Source organism: Ignavibacteriota bacterium, from assembly GCA_016707525.1.
Taxonomy (GTDB): Bacteria; Bacteroidota; Ignavibacteria; order UBA10030; family UBA6906; genus JAGDMK01.
In genome coordinates this window covers 226,967-244,823 of record JADJHP010000002.1, presented here as the reverse complement: position 1 = coordinate 244,823, position 17,857 = coordinate 226,967, and the positions used below count along the sequence as shown (strand labels likewise).

Here is a 17,857-nt window from a genome sequence, read left to right as displayed (position 1 = left end):
TATCTCCTTAGAATTCCGATTTCTCATTGACGATTGAATCCCGCCTCTGCCGGCCGGTCTGGCCGGCAGCGGTCGGGCGTGGTGTCTCACCAGCGATCGAGATACTGGCGTTCGGGGACAATACCCAGTTTCAGGATCTTCGTGACGCCAAGGTCCGGCATATCAATGTACGCAATGTACATGCCGGCCGAGACCGGGAAATCGGCCGTGTTATTAAGATCCCACTGTGCAAACTGCGTTCCATCATCCTTCACGATCGTGCGAACAAGCACGCCCGCCAGGTTGAAGATGCGGATGTTTGCCTTGCGGGGGAGATGGTTGAACGTGACGAACTTCGCGTACCGGTTCGTTTCCGCGGGGTTGAAGCCAATGTACGGATTCGGGTACACGTTGATCAGACGGATGTCTTCCTTCGCCAGCGCAGCGTCACTCGTCACCGACGGTGCCGTGAACGTGAAGGCATCCGTCGGGGTGTTCGGCTTCGTCGAGATGATGCGGAAGGTCGTGCCGGCCTGCGGCATCTGCTGCCCGTAGGCACCGGATGCGACCGTGCCGCCATTCCACAGCACGAGGACCATGCGACGCATGACGTCACCATCCGTCACTGCGGGATCCAGATAGGGATCACCGGCCGCGGCGATCGAGGCCGCGTGAGCCGCGACGATAGCGTCGTAGCCAGCCTGGCCCGGGGTGACATATTTCGGCTTCACCCAGTAGACCCAATCCGTGAACGGATCGTTCGCGCCACCGGAAATGGAGTGCGTCGGTCCGCCACCACCGAAGTCAACAGTGTCCGTTCCTGCCTTGGTAAGCAGGTTGAACGTGCTGCTGTTGTCAACATCGAGGATGTAGGGGAACAGACGATAGTCATCCGCTGTATTGGTCGGCGTATTGATGCCGATGTTCCAGAGCTCGAACGGCACATCGACGATTTCATCAGCTTCACCCGTGAAGGCACCCGCAAACAAAGCCTTGCCACCGGCCGCCGTAAAGCGGATCTCGAAATCGTACGGCACGATCTTCGACCACCGCGCACCGCCCTGCGTCACGCGACTGACGAAGAATGGGTAGTGCAAGTCCATCGTGGCGGAGTTCATACCCGTATGAATACCCCATCCCTGTGAGGCCGTCAGACCGGTCGTCTGCTGCTTCGTTCCGTCCGGACGGTCGGCCACCAGCGTGTGCGGGAACTCAGAGGCATTGAATGCGAACGCACCAGCCTCCGGCGGATTGATCGCACCCGCGGCGTTGCTCACGGTCAGGAACTCTTTGAAGTCGTTCGGTGCACCACTCACCCTGATCGCGATACCATCGGCGATCACCGTACCGGCGTCCGTACCGGACTGATCGGTCTGGTTCCGGGCAAGCGTGTCGGTCCTGCCACCAAGCGTACGGACCAGATGCCACACCGGCGCCCCACCGTTCGTGCCGAACACGACGCGGTAGGATCCACCCGTGAGGGCCGTCGGGTTGACAACTTCGGCAAACACACTGCCGTCACTCGACCCGGACGCACGCGTGATCGCTATTGTATCACCCGCTGCACCACCGTAGCGGACGCCGGGGGCGGCCGATTGCGGGATGGCGGGGAACGTTGCACCGGAGGGCGAGCTCTCAAGAGCATGCGTACCGGCTGCTGCGGGGGGATTTGCGTTGTAGCTGTACGCGGTGACGCCGAAGTAGTAGGTCGTACCGTTGATGAGCGGTCCGCCCGTGAACTTGCTGGTCGTCAGCGTGATGCTGCGGATGATGCCGCCATCGTTGCCGGCCTGGACGACCGTCGGGATGTTGGCACCGGCCGCCGGGTCATAGATCGTGTCAAGGACGGTCGTGATGCCGTTGTTCAGGTCAAAGGCCCCGAGGAGGATCGGATCGCCACCGACTGCGGGCGGCGGATACTCATAGACCTTGTACCCTTCGAACGCGAAGCCCTGATCAACTGTACCTTCGGTCTTCTTGACGTCCGCTGCCTCACCCCAGGTGAGGATCAGCTTCCCGTCCAACTCTGCCTTGGTCACCACCGGAGCAGGCGGCGGAGCGGGGATCGAGAACAGGTTGTTGTACGCTGCCTGTGCCTTATCGTCCACTGCGCGCATCTGCGAGATGCTGGAGAGGCGGTCGCCACCGACACCGGCGACGCTGGCCACGACGAGTTCCTGCGTGTCACCCACTGCCATCGTGAACGGGCCGGTGATCAAGCAGATACGACGATCCTGCGGCGTGAGGCCGCCCTGACCGTCGACCCATCCTGCGGAACCGTCCTGTGCAATGACCGGGTCACCCGCAAGACAGAACTTGGTTTCCTGGTTCGTATTCGGATCGACGAACGGCAATCCGCCGGGGGCGGTCGTCGACTTCATCAGGCGGTACCACTGCACATCACCGTTCGGCCCCTGGGCCGGATCGGAGAATGCCGTGAATCCCTGCGAGAAGAACACGAACGACGTCATCGGCAGATTCTTGAAGCCCTGGCGATACTGCAGACGGAAGAGGGCGGAGTCGCCCGGGGAAGGAACCATCGGCCCCTGGAAGAAGTCGAACCCGACGGCCGGACAGGCCGCTCCGTACGTCGCATCAATCGCATCACCATTATAGACGAAGCCAAGACTCCGGGTCGTGTCGCAACCGGCATAGTCATCGCCGGCATCGCCGAGATCCGGATCGGACCACTGCACCATGTACATCGTATCGATGGGCGCGCCGCTCTTGTTGATGAGCAGCGTGCTGGCGAAGATGGTGTTGCCAAGAGCACCCGCGCGGCGGTAACCCCAGACCGTGCGCTGCATCTCGACGCCGATCGGCGGGCAACCCGCGAGGTTCTGCGTACGCGAGGAGCTCATGTCATTCGACACATACCAGAGCGTCTGGTCGGAGCCCGGCTGGCCCGGGATGTCGATCGTGGGCTCGTAGATCTGATTGTTGTTCATGTCCTTATACGGCGCACCATCAGTTGCCGGCCATTCATTCCAGTCGGCGATGTACTGATCGTAGATCTCCTGCGCGGTGAAGCTTTCATAGCGGCCGATCAGATCGACCTCTTCGGTCTGGATCTTGTTCTGCACCGCTGCGAACTCCAACGTAGGATTGATGTCCGGACGGACACGGAAGACCCGGTACTTCGCGAGCGCTGCATTGTCCGCGACCGGATCCGTCGTTGCCGTACCGTTGCTCAGGAGCTTGCCGGCCTGAAGGCCATGGCGGTACACCGACCCGCCAACCTTCGGGACAGCACGGCCCTTGTGGTAGCCGCCCCAGACCACGCCTTCTTCGAATATCGTGGTCTTGCCGGTACCCTTATAGAACTCGAAACCGCCGTTGTTCGTCGAGTACTTGTTGTAGGATCCGTCGCCATTGTTCCCGTAGTAATTGAACACGTTGTTGATGAGGAACGGCCGGTACAAATCGTTCGCATTCGTCTTCTCCAGACGGTTCGCCTTCTCCGTAGCGGGAAGATCCGCCAGGGCGAGGCTTGCGCCGAACGCTAGGAGAACAGCGACGGAGCGAATCACTGTCCATACACGTGGTTGTTTCAACATCGGAGATCCTCCTAGGTATTAGTAATCAAGTCTCAATCCGAAGCGGATCTGCCGCGGCGGACCGTAGTTTCCGGAGTTGTCACCAAGGGTCGTCTGACGCCAGAAGTCGACATACTGCGGACCGTTGGACAGCGCGTCCGCGCGTCCACCTTCGGTCGAGAACCAGCCGTCGTCAGCCGGGTCACCCGTCCGGAAGAACGCGTTCACCGGATTGAGCGTGCCAAGCACGTTGATCACATACAGGTACACGTTCAGATCGAGCGGACCAACGGAGAAGCTCTTGTCCAGACGTGCATCAAGCTGGAAGTACCACGGTGTCGTCGAGGCACCGATCGGTTCGACCGGGATGCGGAAGCGGGGGTCGCCCGGGACGGAACCGCGCTGCTGCGCAATGACGCGCGTGAAGGCGTGGCCGCTGTTGAAATTCAGCCAGAGGTTCAGGCCGAGGCGTTCGAGGATCGCACCGCCGTCGTTCTTGCCGAACCGGTAGTCGAACAACACCGAACCACGGTGCGTCTGATTCCAGTCCGCCGGGAACGTGTAGTGCGGCAACGACACCACCGAGCCAGCCGACCACAGGCCAGCGGTGCTGGCAGTGTTCGAACCGGTGGTACTGACGTTCGAGAATGTGTAGGACATCTGTGCAGAGATGCGGTTCACGCGGCGAACATTGATCTTCACCTCGAGACCACGGGCCGTCGAGAAGTCACGGTTCACAAGGATACCGTAGTTCTGCAGGGCGGTGCCGGCTGCCGGTGCAACGTTCGTCCACGCAACCTGATCCTGAATGTCACGATAGAATGCGTTGATATCGAACGATGCGAAATCCGCGATCTGCTGCGAGAAGCCCACTTCGTACTGCGTGGTCTTCGTCGGCTTCAGACCCCAGCCCCAGGTACCCTGGACGAAGAAACCGCCCTTGATGATACCGGCCATCTGCGAGGCACCGAGGTAGGAGTCGCGCAACTGGGTCTGCTGGATGAACTTGCCATACTGTGCGTGGAAGACCGTGCGGTCCGTCACCGGGAAGCTGAATCCGAGGCGCGGGCTGATCTGGCTGGTCTTCTCTGTCGCGATAACATCGCTGGCGAGGATGAAATCGGTACCCGTGAACCCGAGGCGGGACGGATCCGAGACTTCCTTGCTGTCAGGATTGATGAGGTCATAGCGCAGACCGATGTTCAGGATGATATCCTCGAGCTCGATCTTGTCCTGGATGTAGGCAGCCGCAAACACCGGTTTGCGGGGCGCAAGATTCAGGAGGGAGCCATCGGCCCCGATCTCGTCGCTGCTGATCTCGTTGCCGAACACATCGTAGCCATAGGTGTTGGCACCCGTGCCACCGATCTTCATCAGGGTCTGCTCCAACTCCTCGGGGGAAGCGGCTTCCTCTCTCAGGCGGTACCAGGAAAGCTCCCCGCTCGGATCGTAGTTGCGGATGGTATAGCGCTGGTATGAACCACCGACCTTGACCTCATGCGACTTCATCTGGGACGTGAAGTCCAAACGGCCGCCCAACGAGGTCTGGATGCGGCGCGCGAACCCGGCCACCTGCGTGCCCGGCTGGTTCAGCGCGAAGGCACCACCCCACAACTGGTACTGGCCATAGTTGAGGGAGTTCGACTGGAGCTGGTAGCCCAGGGCTGCGTTCGCGGCAGAATCGCCATACGCATAGATGTTGTCGAGGAAATGCGGATCTTCCGTGCGGAAGCTGTTGGTCGTGAAATCGATGTTCGCCTCATAGAACATGGTCGGCGAGATCACATGGGAGATCTTCAAATTGCCGAAACCGTTCTTCGCGGTGTTGATCGGGAGACGATCCTGGTTGAACAGGTTCGCCAGTGTCGTCTGGTTCTGGGACTTCGTCACAGAGTAGGACCCCGCAACGCGGACCTGAATGGGGGTCAGGTCGAAGAGCAGGGTGGCCGATCCGACGAGCGCGCGGTTGTAGCCGCCGAGCGCGTTGCCGCCGGGAAGGACGATGTCCAGCGTGTCACGACTTGCTGTCCGATGAGCAGCCGAGATGACGGGATCCGTGATGACCGCATTGGCCCCGGAGAAATCATACGGGCTGCGGACGGACACGGAGGGGTCACCCAGGTACGTTGCCTGCGCGCTACCGAAGAAGCGGATCTTGTTGCTGAAGACCGGTCCGCCGAAGGTGGCAGTTGCATCGCCGTAGCCGTAGGAATACGTCCCAAGCTTCTTTGCCTTGTTGAGGCCCATGAAGCGATCGGTCTCACCAAGGAGGGTCATCTTCCACTGATCCTGGTTACCGGTGCGCAACTGGGACTGCACGAGACCAGCGTTGGCCCCGCCGTACTCGGCATTGAAACCGCCGGCCTGGACCTGGACCTGCTCGAGGGCTTCTGCCGTGATGCTGACAGCGCGGCCACCGAACAACGCATCGTTCACCGGCACGCCTTCGATCGAGTACCCGACCTCATCCGCACGACCGCCGCGGATGTACACGTTGCCATTCTGAATGACGACGCCGGGCTGGGTCTGGATGGCTGCATTCAAACCGCGGGCAGGGATCTTCTCGAAGAACTCACTGTCGATGATCCGTACTGCGTTCGTTGCATTCTTATTCACGAGCGGACGTTCCGCCACGATCTCCACCACGCCCACGGTCACGCCTTCACTCGGCAACTGGAAGTTCGCGTCCGTCGTCAGATCATTGCTGACGCGCAGATTGGAAATGGTGATGGCCTGATAGCCGACGTACATCGCACGAAGCGTATACGTACCGGCAGGAACGTTGAGGATAGCGAACTCGCCGTAAACGTTGGTCGCCGCACCCATCTGGGTCCCGACGATAACAACGTTTGCTCCTACCAGAGGTTCTCCCGTGCCCGCGTCCGTGACCTTCCCTTTGAACTTGCCTGATGCCAGGACAAGTGCGGGTACGAAGGCTGCGACGAGTAGAGCCATGAAGAGCTTACGTTGCATATTGTGCCTCCTTGTTGTATTGGCTGGAAAAACAATAGCGGTTACTGCAAATTATTCCCCCGTTGTCGGCATGGCGCCATGACCGGCATCACACTCGATGAGGATTATGGTCTCCTGAAAAGGAGCAGGCTCCTGGCGGTCGTACACACCGCGGTGTCACTGCTCTTCTGAACGAGGCCGTACAGCTGGAAGTGTGCTGATCATGTCCGTCTGGACATCGATCGAGAATCGATCACGCGCACGGGGATACTACGGTAAGACAGATGAAAAGTGTATCGAACGTTGCCGGGGCGTCTCCTACTTGTGAGTGGAATTGCCGATTCTGGGGTTGGCAGTACGTTGGTGGTGTGTTAATATAAATAGGCGTGTTGTGTTTGTCAAGTGTTTGAAGGAAATTGTGGCGTATTTCATCGCATTCTCACTTCTGCACCGTCAAACCGTCTGCGGTCATTATAATAGAAGACCGCGGCAGGGTGCCGCGTTCACCGCTTCGCGCGAACGGAACGATATGGTCCCCGGACCGCGATCTTCACAAGCGTGAAGCGATCATCCGCCCGCCTGTCACAGTCCTGGGCCTGTTCTTCGTGGAAAATGGCGACCTGGCACGCGAGCGAGAGAGGCGCCGGGGTGATCGGGATCCCTAGCGGGAGCCGGTCTTCCGCACCTGGTCCGGAGGGGTCTGCAGATGATCTCCAATGATCTTCACGACCTCGGGTTTTCCGAGTCCGCTGACCGAAGAGAACGGAAGCACATCGCGGCAGTAGGAGAACCGTGCGAACGTATCACGCGCAGCCTGCACGATCCGCGGCATCTTGCTGGAAGGAAGCTTGTCCGCCTTGGTCAGTGCGATGAGGAACGGGATCTCGTAATAGTCCAGCCACCCGACCATCATCAGGTCCAGTTCCGTCGGTTCGTGACGGGCATCCACAAGCTGGAGGACGAGGGAAAGCTGGGTGCGGCTCTTGAGATACTGCTCGATGAGTTTGCCCCAGCTGGAGCGTATCTGTTCGGGGAGGCGTGCATAGCCGTAGCCGGGCAGGTCCACGAAGTAGAATTCACCGTTGACGAGGTAGTAATTCATCTCGCGCGTTTTGCCCGGATCCGCGCTGGAACGCGCAAGAGATTTGCGGTTGCACAGCTTATTGATGAAGGAGGATTTACCGACATTGGAGCGACCAAGGAAGGCGACTTCCCTGGCTCCGTCCCGGGGGAGCTGCCGGAGGTTCACAGCTCCCAGAACAAATTCAGCCGATCCAATTTTCATACGCGAAGGAACGAAGGGAAGCGTTACTGCGCTGCAGGTGCGGAGGACCCGGCCGGGGTGGCGGCTTCGGCTTTCGCCGACGCGTCACCCTTCGTCTTCTTCGGGGCCTTCTTTTTGGGCGTCGTTTTCTTTGCCGGTTTCTCGGCCTTCTTCGCTGCGGGCTCCTGCCCGACGTTGAAGTCCACCAGCTCGATCACCGCCATCTCGGCGGCATCACCGTAGCGCTGGCCGAGCTTCAGGATCCGGGTGTATCCACCCGGACGGCTCGCCACCTTTTCGGCGATGACATCGAACAGTTCGGCGACCACGGCGCGGTCCTTGATGTGACGGGCCACTTCGCGGCGCGCATGCCCGCCGGCTTCGATGAACTTCTTCGCGCGTTCCGATGATGCACCCACGTTCGCCGCGGATGCATCCGCCTTGCGGGCATTCTTCGCACGCGTGATCATCTTCTCCACCACCATGCGGGTCTCTTTCGCCTTGGCAATGGTGGTATGGATCCGCTTGTGACGGAGCAAGGCCGTCGCCAGGGCATTGAGGGTCGCCCGACGGTGGCTCGCTGTGCGTTTGAGTTTACGGCCTGATTTACGATGTCGCATAATGGTCGTCCGCTAGATGATCAGATCACTCTGTGTCTTTGAGATACTTGTCCACGTCCATGCCGAACGTCAGATGCTCGGCCTCGACGATCTCCGAAAGCTCGGCCAGTGATTTGCGGCCGAAGTTCCGGAACTTCAACAGTTCACCTTCATCACGCCGCACCAGGTCGGCGATCGTCTTGATGTTCGCCGCACGGAGGCAGTTGTGCGAGCGGACGGACAGTTCGAGCTCATCGACCGGGGTCATGAGCACCTTACGCACGCGCTGGAACTCGGCGTCCTGTGCGGACTCCTCCTTCGGTGCTTCGGGTTCGATGTCGAAGTTGATGAAGAGCTGGATGTGATCGCGCAGGATCTTGCCGGCATAGGCCATGGCGTCTTCGGACGTCACGGACCCGTCGGTCTCCACCTCGATCGTCAGCTTCTCATAGTCCGTCTGCTGGCCCACACGCGTGGTCTCGACGAAATAGCGCACGTTCGTGATCGGCGTGAACGTGGCATCGATCGGGATGACGCCCAGGGGCTGGTCCGGCGTCTTGTTCTCTTCCGCCACCACATACCCCACGCCCCGGCCGATACGGAGTTCGATCTCGAACTGCGCGTCGGCGTTCAGCGTCGCGATATGCAGCGACGGATTCAGGATCTCGATATCCGGCGAGGCCTTCTGGATCTCTCCCGCCGTCAGTTCGAGCGGGCCCTTCACGGGCACCACCACACGGTTGGTCTTTTTATTGACCATTTTCATGCGGACTTGCTTCATGTTCAGCACGACCTCCGGCACATCCTCGACAACGCCGGGGATGGAGGAGAATTCGTGGGCGACGCCGTCCACACGGAAAGCCGTGATGGCATACCCCGGGAGCGACGAGAGGAGCACGCGCCGCATCGAGTTGCCGATGGTGACACCGAACCCTCGTTCGAGGGGCTGGACGATGAAGCGGCCGAACGTCGGCGTATGGGACGCTTCGTCCAGGTGAATCTTCTCCGGCATCTGGAGTGTTCCGATGGTCATGGTCTTGTCACCCTCTGTGACTGTCACTTACTTCGAGTACAATTCGACGATCAACTGTTCGTCGGCGTTAAGCGGGATGTCGGCGCGTTCCGGCACGTTCAGGAACGTTCCGGTCATCGTCGCCTTGTCCAGGCTGAGCCACGGAAGCATCGCCGTATCCTTCATGCGCTTCATGGAGGAGTGCAGCACTTCCATCTTCTTGGCCTTGTCACACACCTTCACGACATCACCGGCCTTCAGCAGGTACGACGGAATGTCCACGGGCGTGTTGTTCACCGTGAAATGTCCGTGCACCACGAGCTGGCGCGCGGCTTTGCGCGACGGCGCCAGGCCGAGCCGGTACACCACGTTGTCCAGACGGCGCTCCAACAGCTTCACCAGCAGCTCGCCGGTACGGCCGGTCTGCTTGAGCGCCTTCGCAAAGGTGTTCCGGAACTGGGTCTCCTGGAGACCGTACATCCGGCGCACCTTCTGCTTCTCGCGCAGCTGCACGCCGTATTCCGAAACCTTCTGGCGGCGGGATTGCCCGTGCTGGCCGGGCGGGAATGCGCGGCGCTCTACGGGGCACTTCTCGGTGTAGCACTTCGTCCCTTTGAGGAACAGCTTCTGCCGCTCGCGACGGCACAACCTGCAGCTGGGATCGGTATACCTTGCCATAAACGTCCTTCCTGCGTTATACTCTGCGTCTCTTGGGCGGACGGCATCCATTATGCGGGATCGGCGTTACGTCCCGGATGCTTCCGATTTCGAGTCCTGCTGTCTGGAGTGCCCGGATCGCCGCTTCGCGGCCGGAACCCGGACCCTTCACGAACACATCCACCTTCCGCAACCCCATATCGTGCGCAGTCTTGGCCGCCGATTCCGCTGACACCTGTGCGGCGAACGGGGTGTTCTTCCTCGAACCCTTGAACCCGTTCTTGCCGGCGGACGACCAGCTGATGGTGTTGCCGTACACATCCGTGATCGTCACGATCACGTTGTTGAAAGTGGCCTTGACAAACACCTTGCCGCTGACGTCGACCTGGATCTTTTTCTTCTTCCGGACAACGTCCGCCTTCGAACCGCCCTGCGGGGTGGATTTTGCCACGCGTACCTCCGTACCTGAAATGTTCTACAAACTATTAGGTCTTGGCTGCGACTTTCTTCTTCCCTGCGACCGTCTTCCGGCGGCCCTTCCGTGTGCGGGCATTCGTGCGCGTCCGCTGTCCACGTGCCGGCAACCCGCGACGGTGACGGATGCCGCGGTAGCAACCGATGTCCATCAACCGCTTGATGTTCATCTGCACTTCGCTCCGCAACGCGCCTTCCACCTTGTGGTCGGCCGTGATGATGCTGCGGATACGCTGCACCTCATCGTCCGTCAGATCACCGATCTTCTTATTGACATCCACTCCCGCCTTCGCAAGGATCGCGCGCGACGTGGTGTGGCCAATGCCATGGATGTAGGTCAGACCGATCTCTGCACGCTTCTTCTTGGGCAGGTCGATTCCCGCTATACGAGCCACGCCTGTTCTCCTTTAGCCTTGACGCTGTTTGTGCTTCGGATTGGTGCAGATCACCCGCACCACCCCTTTCCGCCGGATGATCTTGCAGTTCCGGCAGATCTTCTTTATGGATGACCGAACTTTCATGTCCTGTCCGCTCCGTCCTTATTTGTACCTGTACGTGATCCGGCCCTTCGACAGATCGTACGGCGACAGCTCCACCGTGACCTTGTCACCCACCAGGATCTTAATGAAATTCATCCGCATCTTCCCCGAGATGTGGGCCAGGATCGTATGTCCGTTCTCCAGACTCACCTTGAACATCGCGTTCGGCAATGTGTCGGTGATGACGCCGTCAACTTTTATGGGACCCTGTTTAGCCATGCCGTGTCAGTATCTCGGCTTCCTCGTTCGTGATAACCACGGTATGCTCGAAGTGCGCTGACGGCCTGCCGTCCGATGTCCGGACCGTCCAACCGTCATCATCCATCTGCACCACATACGTCCCTGCATTCACCATCGGCTCGATCGCCAGCGTCATGCCTGCCTTCAGCACCATCCCCGTTCCCGCCGTTCCGAAGTTCGGCACCGCCGGGTCTTCGTGCAGACTCTTCCCAACACCGTGACCGACCAGGTCCCGCACCACACCGTATCCTGCTGCTTCCGCACACCGCTGAACCGCTGCGGAGATATCGTGGAGATGGTTGCCTGCGCGCGCCTGCCGGATCCCCTCGTGCAACGACGCCTCCGTCACCTGCAACAGCCTGCGCTTCTCCTCGCTGATCTTCCCGACGGGAAAGGTCCGGGCCGCATCACCGTAGAACCCATCCTTCTTCACGCCGACATCCACCGAAACGATCTGCCCCTCTTCGAGCACCTGTTTGCCGGGAATGCCGTGCACCACCACATCATCCACCGACACACACAGCGTCGCCGGGAATCTGTTCCGGCGGTCGGGGCCGTATCCTTTGAAGGCCGGCAGGCCTCCCTGGCTCCGGATGAAATCCTCGGCCAGTGCATCCATGTCCCGCGTCGTTACCCCCGGGCGGATCTGCGATCCCACCAGGGTCAGAACCTCTGCCACGATCCGGCCACTCTCACGCATGAGGGCGATGTCGCCGGCGGACTTCAGGATGACGCGTGACATACCTATCGTCAGCGGGCCCGCCCCTTGAGGCGACCCGATTTCATGAACCCATCATAATGCCGCATCAGCAGATGCGACTCGACCTGCTGGAGGGTGTCGAGTGCGACACCGACCATGATCAACAAGCTCGTACCGCCGAAGAACTGCGCGAAGCTCGGCGTGACCCCAAAGCGGGACACGAAGGCCGGCAGGATCGCGATGATCGCCAGGAAGATGGACCCCGGCAACGTGATCTTCGTCAGGATATTGTCAATGAAATCCGCCGTATGCTTGCCCGGACGAATGCCCGGGATGAACCCGCCCTGCTTCTGCATATTCTCCGAGACGTCCTTCGGATTGAAGGCGATCGCGGTGTAGAAGTAGGTGAAGAACACGATCATCGCACCGTACATGATCGAGTAGGTGATCGAGGTGTACTCCAGATATCCCGCAAGGCTCTGCATCCATTCACTCTCCGGGAAGAAGGTGAGGATCGTGCTGGGGATGAACATGATCGACTGTGCGAAGATGATCGGCATGACGCCCGCCGTGTTGACGCGGAGCGGGATGTACTGCGTGACGCCGCCATACACCTTGCGACCGACCACGCGCTTCGCATACTGCACCGGGATGCGGCGGGTGCCCTGTGTGACGAGCACGACACCGGCGATGATCGCGATCATCACGGCCAGGATGATGAGGCCGATGATGATGTTCTGGCTCACCCGGAACTGATCCACGATCGAATGCGGGAACCGTGCGATGATACCGATGAAGATGATCAGCGAGATACCGTTGCCCAGGCCGCGCTCGGTGATCTGCTCGCCGAGCCACATCATGAACATCGTGCCCGCGGTCAGGAACACCACGGTGCTCATCGTGAAGGCGAGCCCCTGGATCTCGATCGGGACGATCGGGATGCCTTCGATGTTCATGCTGGTCAGGCGGACGCTCACGCCCCAACCCTGGAGGGCGGAGACGACGACCGTGCCGTAGCGGGTCAGCTGGGTCAGCTTCTTGCGCCCTTCTTCTCCCTCTTTCGAGAGCTTCTGGAAGTACGGAACGACCGCACCCAGCAGCTGGAGGATGATGGAGGCGCTGATGTAGGGCATGATACCGAGCGCAAACACCGCCGCATTCTTGAACGCACCGCCGACGAAGAGGTCATAGAGGCCAAAGAGCGTGTTGGCCGTCTGACTCGCCTCCGCTCGTGCAAGCAGGGAGGCATCGACGCCGGGGAGCGTGATGTGTGCGCCGATGCGCACGACGATCAGAAGCGCGGCCGTGAACAGCAGACGCGTCCGCAACTCCTGGATCTTGAAGATATTCCGGAAACTCTCGCCGAGCTTTGCCATTAGTCTTTGGAAAGTGCGCTGATCGTTTGGGCTTTCCCGCCTGCAGCTTCGATCTTCTGCAGAGCGGACGTGCTGAAGGCATGGGCGGCGATGTCCAGCTTCGCCTTGAGCTCGCCCGTGCCGAGGATCTTCACCGGCAGACGGCCGGTCTTCACAACGCCGAGTTTCCGCAGAACCTCGGGCGTCACCGCACCGTCATGCAGCTTGCCGCCCGTCGCCAGCTTCTCGAGGGTCGCAAGGTTGACGATCTGATAGGTCTTCCGGAACGGGCTGAAAAAGCCGCGCTTCGGGATACGTCGGACGAGGGGCATCTGGCCGCCTTCGAACCACGCCGGGTAGCTTGTACCGGAGCGGGAACCAGCGCCTTTGTGGCCGCGCGTGGACGTCCCGCCGTGGCCGGAGCCCTGACCGCGTCCGATGCGCTTCCTTTTTTTGCGTGACCCGGGTGCGGGTTTCAGCGTACTCAGAATATCCGTTGCCATGGTCTCTTCACTTTCCTGCAAGTCAGCTTTATTTCTTCAGTTCTTCGACGCGCACCAGGTGCGCGACTCTCCGGAGCATCCCGCGGATCGCCGGCGTGTCCCTCTGGATCACCGAGTAATTCGGTCGGCCGAGCCCGAGCGCCTTGATCGTGCGCTTCGCGGCTTCCAACTGCTCGATGATGCTCCGGGTCTGTGTGATCTTCAGCATATCTGCCATCGTCGTCTCGTCCTCTGTTACGGTGTTGGGGCCGCGGCCGTGGTGCCGAAGAGGCCCTTCAGGTCCATGCCGCGCCGCTTCGCAACGGCACGTGCATCCACCAGTCGTGTGAGGGCGTCCATCGTTGCCTTCACCACGTTGTGGGGATTCGATGAGCCCATGGATTTTGTGAGCACGTCGCGGACGCCCGCCGATTCCAGCACCGCGCGCACGCCGCCGCCGGCGATGAGGCCGGTACCGGGCGAAGCCGGTTTGAGCATCACGCGTGCAGCACCGTAGCGCCCGATGATCGGGTGCGGAATGGTGCCCCGGAGGAGCGGGACCATGGTCACGCCCTTCTTGGCATCATCCACGCCCTTGGCGATCGCATCGGCAACTTCATTCGCCTTGCCCAGCCCGATGCCGACATGACCCTTGCCATCCCCGACCACGACGATCGCGTTGAAGCTGAAGCGCCGGCCGCCTTTGACGACCTTTGCGACGCGATTGATGTGGACGAGTTTGTCCTTGAGTTCGAGTTCACTCGCTTTGATTCGTGCCACCGATGTCCCTCGCAACGTACCACATGGTTAACTGTTGTCGTTTCGCACTGCTGTCGGGAGAGGAGTCGAACCTCTACTCACGGCTCCAAAGGCCGCTGTCCTGCCATTAGACGACCCGACAGTGAATCGGGTCCCGACGCGTGCGGCGCCTTAGAACTTCAGGCCGCCCTCGCGGGCGCCTTCGGCCACGGCCTTGATCACGCCATGGTACCGAAAACCGTTACGGTCAAACACTACCTGCGCGATGTTCTTTTCCTTCGCACGGCGGGCAACCAACTGCCCCACCAACTTCCCGACGGCCACCTGCCCTTTCGCCGCCTTCGCCTGCTCCACCAGCTCCTCCGTCAGGTCCGACACGCCGACCAGGGTCTTCCCCTGATCGTCATCCACGAGCTGCGCATACACATGCTTCAGGCTGCGGAAGACCGTCAGGCGGGGGCGTTCAGCCGATCCCGCAAGGTGCAGACGGATGTGCTTCTTCGTCCGCTGGCGATGTTCTATTTTCTTCTTCGTGATCATACGAATAATACTCCCGGTGCAGACCTGTGATTATGACTTGGCCCCGCCCGCAGCAGCGGCCTTGCCGGCCTTCCTGCGGATACGCTCGCCTTCATACTTGACGCCCTTGCCCTTGTACGGTTCGGGCGGACGGAAGGAACGGATCTTGGCTGCCACCTGTCCGACCAATGCCTTATCGATGCCGCTGATGAGGATGCTGGTCTGGGTCGGCGCGGTGATCTCGATCCCACCGGGCGGAACGAACAGGATCGGGTGGGAGAAGCCGAGCAGCAGCTGGAGACGCTTGCCCTTCATCTCGGCGCGATACCCGACGCCGACGAGTTCGAGTTTGCGGGAATAGCCGGTGGACACGCCGACCATCATGTTCTGCAGCAATGCGCGCCACAGTCCATGCAGTGCGCGGTCGCCCTTCGCTTCCGAATGTCTCTTCACCTGCAGGATACCGTCGGCCATCTCGACACTGAGGTTGGCATGGACCGCGGCTTTGAGCGAACCCTTCGGGCCCGTCAGGGTCACCTCGCGCTCCGCGATCTGCACTTTCACCCCCTGCTGAACGGGGATAGGTTTCTTTCCAATCCGTGACACGGTGGTCTCTCCTTCGTTACCAGATTTCGCACAGAACTTCGCCGCCGACGCGCGCATCGCGTGCCTGCCGGTCGGTCATCAGACCCCTCGACGTCGAGATGATCGCGATGCCGAGTCCACCCAGTACCCGGGGAATGGCATCCGCATCCACGTACTTGCGCAGGCCCGGACGGCTCACGCGCTTCAGTCCGGCGATGACCGGCCTGGTATCCTGATACTTCAACTGGATCCGGATCACGCCCTGGGCGGTCTCCTTGATCTCGGTGAACCCGGCAACATACTGGTGTTCCACCAGCAGCTTGGTCATCTCACGCTTCAGGTTCGAGGTCGGCACATCCACACGCTTGTGGCCTGCCTGAAGGGCGTTCCGCAGCCTGGTCAGATAGTCGGCGACGGGATCGGTCATTGTCATAAGGTCATTCTCCTGCAACTCACACTGTAAACGTGGTTAGTCCCGTACCTCTTACCAGCTCGCTTTGCGCACACCGGGGATCTTTCCTTCCAACGCAAGGTCACGGAAGGCGATGCGTGAGATCCCGAACTTGCGCATGTAGGCGCGCGGGCGTCCCGTCATGATGCACCGGTTGTGCAGGCGCGTCGGGCTGCTGTTCCGGGGCAATGCCTGGAGGCCGGCGTAATCACCCTTCTCTTTGAGTTCCTTGCGCAATGCGGCATACTTCGCCACGAGTCGTTCGCGCTTCGCCTGCCGGGCCTTTGAACTGGTCTTTGCCATGTGGGACAGCTCCTGTCAGATTATGCTTTCGGTGTCTCGAGTACTTCCTGCCGCTTCACGAACGGCATGCCGAAGGCGCGCAGCAGTTCCTGCGCCTCCTCGTCCGTCCGCGCGGTCGTCACGAACGTGATGTCCATACCGAAGATCCGCGCGATCTTGTCCACGTCGATCTCCGGGAAGATCGTGTGTTCCTTGATCCCGATCGTGTAGTTCCCGCGCCCGTCGAACGACGTGTCGGACAACCCGCGGAAGTCACGGATGCGGGGGACCGTCACGCTGATGAAGCGGTCGAGGAACTCATACATGACCGTGCGGCGGAGCGTCACCCGGCAGCCGATCGGCATCTTCTCGCGCAGCTTGAAGTTCGAGATCGACTTCTTTGCGCGCGTGATGACGACCTTCTGGCCCACGATGGCTTCGAGGTCCTTGGCAGCGACCTCCACCATCTTGGCATCCTGGGTGGCGATGCCCACGCCCATGTTGATGGCGATCTTCTCGAGGCGCGGCACCTGCATCACGTTCGAATACTGGAACCGTTTCATCAAGGTGGGGATCACCTGGTCCCTGTACATGATGCTCATGCGGGCCACCACCTTCTCCCTGGGGCCCTTCGCCCTGGGGGCCTTCTCGGCAGGTGCCTCTTTCTCCTTGGCAGGCCGCTGGGCCTCTTTCTTCGGCTTCTTGGATTTCTCGTCGCTCATACCGGCTTCAGGGTAATGTGATTATCGTTCAGTGGGCGACTCAAAACATCTCGCCCGTTGCTTTCGCCACCCGCATGCGGCGCTTCTTGCCGGTGGTCTCGTCCTTCACCACGCTGGTACCGACACGCGTGGGCTGATTCTGCTTCGGGTCCAGCAACATCACGTTCGACACGTGGATGGGTGCTTCGCGCTGGACGATGCCGCCCTGCGGGTTCTTCTGGCTCGGACGCGTGTGGCGCTTCATGATATTCACGCCTTCCACGATGATGCGCTCCCTCTCGGGGTACACCTTCAGCACTTTGCCGGTCTTCCCTCGGGCATTGCCCGCGATGACCATGACGGAGTCATTCTTCCTGATCTTCATGCGCCTGGTTCCTTATAACACTTCCGGTGCGAGCGACACGATCTTCATGTACTGGCGCTCGCGCAGTTCGCGGGCCACCGGCCCGAAGATACGGCTGCCGCGGGGTTCGCCCGTATCGTTGATGAGTACGGCCGCGTTCTCGTCGAACCGGATGAACGATCCGTCCTTGCGCCGTGTCTCCTTCCGCGTCCGCACGATGACCGCACGGGCAACTTCACCCTTCTTCACGGTTGCGTTGGGGATGGCGGACTTGACCGAGACGATGATCTGGTCGCCCAGACCCGCATATCTGCGGTCGGACCCGCCGAGAACCCTGATGCACCGGACCTTCTTGGCGCCCGAGTTATCGGCCACTACGAGGTTTGTTTCTTCCTGGATCATGTGCG

At 60.5% G+C, this 17,857-nt stretch carries 22 protein-coding genes and 1 tRNA gene; all 23 read right to left on the bottom strand.

The window, feature by feature from the left end:
- Positions 1–86: 86 nt before the first annotated feature.
- Positions 87–3,536, bottom strand: a complete 3,450-nt coding sequence (locus IPI01_04770) for a hypothetical protein (GenBank protein MBK7257111.1) — start codon at positions 3,534–3,536, stop codon at positions 87–89.
- A gap of 18 nt (positions 3,537–3,554) precedes the next feature.
- Positions 3,555–6,488, bottom strand: coding sequence for a TonB-dependent receptor (locus IPI01_04765; protein MBK7257110.1), 2,934 nt, complete (start codon positions 6,486–6,488; stop codon positions 3,555–3,557).
- A gap of 640 nt (positions 6,489–7,128) precedes the next feature.
- Complete coding sequence (locus IPI01_04760; protein MBK7257109.1) at positions 7,129–7,752, bottom strand: YihA family ribosome biogenesis GTP-binding protein; 624 nt, start codon at positions 7,750–7,752, stop codon at positions 7,129–7,131.
- A 23-nt stretch (positions 7,753–7,775) separates the two neighbouring features.
- Positions 7,776–8,351, bottom strand: a complete 576-nt coding sequence (gene rplQ / locus IPI01_04755; protein ID MBK7257108.1) for a 50S ribosomal protein L17 — start codon at positions 8,349–8,351, stop codon at positions 7,776–7,778.
- 25 nt (positions 8,352–8,376) lie between these two features.
- On the bottom strand, positions 8,377–9,363 hold the full coding sequence (locus IPI01_04750) for a DNA-directed RNA polymerase subunit alpha (GenBank protein ID MBK7257107.1): 987 nt from the start codon (positions 9,361–9,363) through the stop codon (positions 8,377–8,379).
- A gap of 27 nt (positions 9,364–9,390) precedes the next feature.
- Positions 9,391–10,020, bottom strand: coding sequence for a 30S ribosomal protein S4 (gene rpsD / locus IPI01_04745; GenBank protein ID MBK7257106.1), 630 nt, complete (start codon positions 10,018–10,020; stop codon positions 9,391–9,393).
- A gap of 16 nt (positions 10,021–10,036) precedes the next feature.
- Positions 10,037–10,450: a 30S ribosomal protein S11 gene (rpsK, locus tag IPI01_04740; GenBank protein ID MBK7257105.1), complete on the bottom strand. Its 414-nt coding sequence runs from the start codon at positions 10,448–10,450 to the stop codon at positions 10,037–10,039.
- A 34-nt stretch (positions 10,451–10,484) separates the two neighbouring features.
- Positions 10,485–10,868, bottom strand: a complete 384-nt coding sequence (rpsM, locus tag IPI01_04735; GenBank protein ID MBK7257104.1) for a 30S ribosomal protein S13 — start codon at positions 10,866–10,868, stop codon at positions 10,485–10,487.
- Positions 10,869–10,880: 12 nt separating this feature from the next.
- Positions 10,881–10,994, bottom strand: coding sequence for a 50S ribosomal protein L36 (gene rpmJ / locus IPI01_04730; protein MBK7257103.1), 114 nt, complete (start codon positions 10,992–10,994; stop codon positions 10,881–10,883).
- A gap of 18 nt (positions 10,995–11,012) precedes the next feature.
- Complete coding sequence (infA, locus tag IPI01_04725) at positions 11,013–11,231, bottom strand: translation initiation factor IF-1 (protein MBK7257102.1); 219 nt, start codon at positions 11,229–11,231, stop codon at positions 11,013–11,015.
- Complete coding sequence (gene map / locus IPI01_04720; GenBank protein ID MBK7257101.1) at positions 11,224–11,994, bottom strand: type I methionyl aminopeptidase; 771 nt, start codon at positions 11,992–11,994, stop codon at positions 11,224–11,226. The genes infA and map overlap by 8 nt, the downstream gene beginning before the upstream one ends.
- A gap of 8 nt (positions 11,995–12,002) precedes the next feature.
- Positions 12,003–13,328 carry a preprotein translocase subunit SecY gene (secY, locus tag IPI01_04715; protein ID MBK7257100.1) on the bottom strand — a complete coding sequence of 442 codons (1,326 nt, stop codon included), beginning with the start codon at positions 13,326–13,328 and terminating at the stop codon, positions 12,003–12,005.
- Complete coding sequence (gene rplO, locus IPI01_04710; GenBank protein ID MBK7257099.1) at positions 13,328–13,810, bottom strand: 50S ribosomal protein L15; 483 nt, start codon at positions 13,808–13,810, stop codon at positions 13,328–13,330. The genes secY and rplO overlap by 1 nt, the downstream gene beginning before the upstream one ends.
- A 28-nt stretch (positions 13,811–13,838) precedes the next feature.
- On the bottom strand, positions 13,839–14,027 hold the full coding sequence (rpmD, locus tag IPI01_04705; GenBank protein ID MBK7257098.1) for a 50S ribosomal protein L30: 189 nt from the start codon (positions 14,025–14,027) through the stop codon (positions 13,839–13,841).
- Positions 14,028–14,044: 17 nt separating this feature from the next.
- Positions 14,045–14,584, bottom strand: a complete 540-nt coding sequence (gene rpsE, locus IPI01_04700; GenBank protein ID MBK7257097.1) for a 30S ribosomal protein S5 — start codon at positions 14,582–14,584, stop codon at positions 14,045–14,047.
- A gap of 35 nt (positions 14,585–14,619) precedes the next feature.
- Positions 14,620–14,690 (bottom strand) — tRNA-Gln (locus tag IPI01_04695).
- Between the two features lie 29 nt (positions 14,691–14,719).
- On the bottom strand, positions 14,720–15,088 hold the full coding sequence (locus tag IPI01_04690) for a 50S ribosomal protein L18 (protein MBK7257096.1): 369 nt from the start codon (positions 15,086–15,088) through the stop codon (positions 14,720–14,722).
- Between the two features lie 30 nt (positions 15,089–15,118).
- Positions 15,119–15,673: a 50S ribosomal protein L6 gene (gene rplF, locus IPI01_04685; protein MBK7257095.1), complete on the bottom strand. Its 555-nt coding sequence runs from the start codon at positions 15,671–15,673 to the stop codon at positions 15,119–15,121.
- A gap of 16 nt (positions 15,674–15,689) precedes the next feature.
- Entirely contained in the window at positions 15,690–16,085 is a 396-nt protein-coding gene (gene rpsH, locus IPI01_04680; protein ID MBK7257094.1) for a 30S ribosomal protein S8, read from the bottom strand.
- Positions 16,086–16,136: 51 nt separating this feature from the next.
- Positions 16,137–16,406 carry a 30S ribosomal protein S14 gene (rpsN, locus tag IPI01_04675; GenBank protein MBK7257093.1) on the bottom strand — a complete coding sequence of 90 codons (270 nt, stop codon included), beginning with the start codon at positions 16,404–16,406 and terminating at the stop codon, positions 16,137–16,139.
- Positions 16,407–16,426: 20 nt separating this feature from the next.
- Positions 16,427–17,107 (bottom strand): 50S ribosomal protein L5, encoded by a 681-nt coding sequence (rplE, locus tag IPI01_04670; GenBank protein ID MBK7257092.1) that lies wholly within the window; start codon positions 17,105–17,107, stop codon positions 16,427–16,429.
- A gap of 40 nt (positions 17,108–17,147) precedes the next feature.
- The gene (gene rplX, locus IPI01_04665) at positions 17,148–17,471 is read right to left on the bottom strand and encodes a 50S ribosomal protein L24 (protein ID MBK7257091.1); all 324 of its coding nucleotides are present in this window, start codon (positions 17,469–17,471) and stop codon (positions 17,148–17,150) included.
- 12 nt (positions 17,472–17,483) lie between these two features.
- Entirely contained in the window at positions 17,484–17,852 is a 369-nt protein-coding gene (rplN, locus tag IPI01_04660) for a 50S ribosomal protein L14 (protein ID MBK7257090.1), read from the bottom strand.
- Positions 17,853–17,857 lie beyond the last annotated feature (5 nt).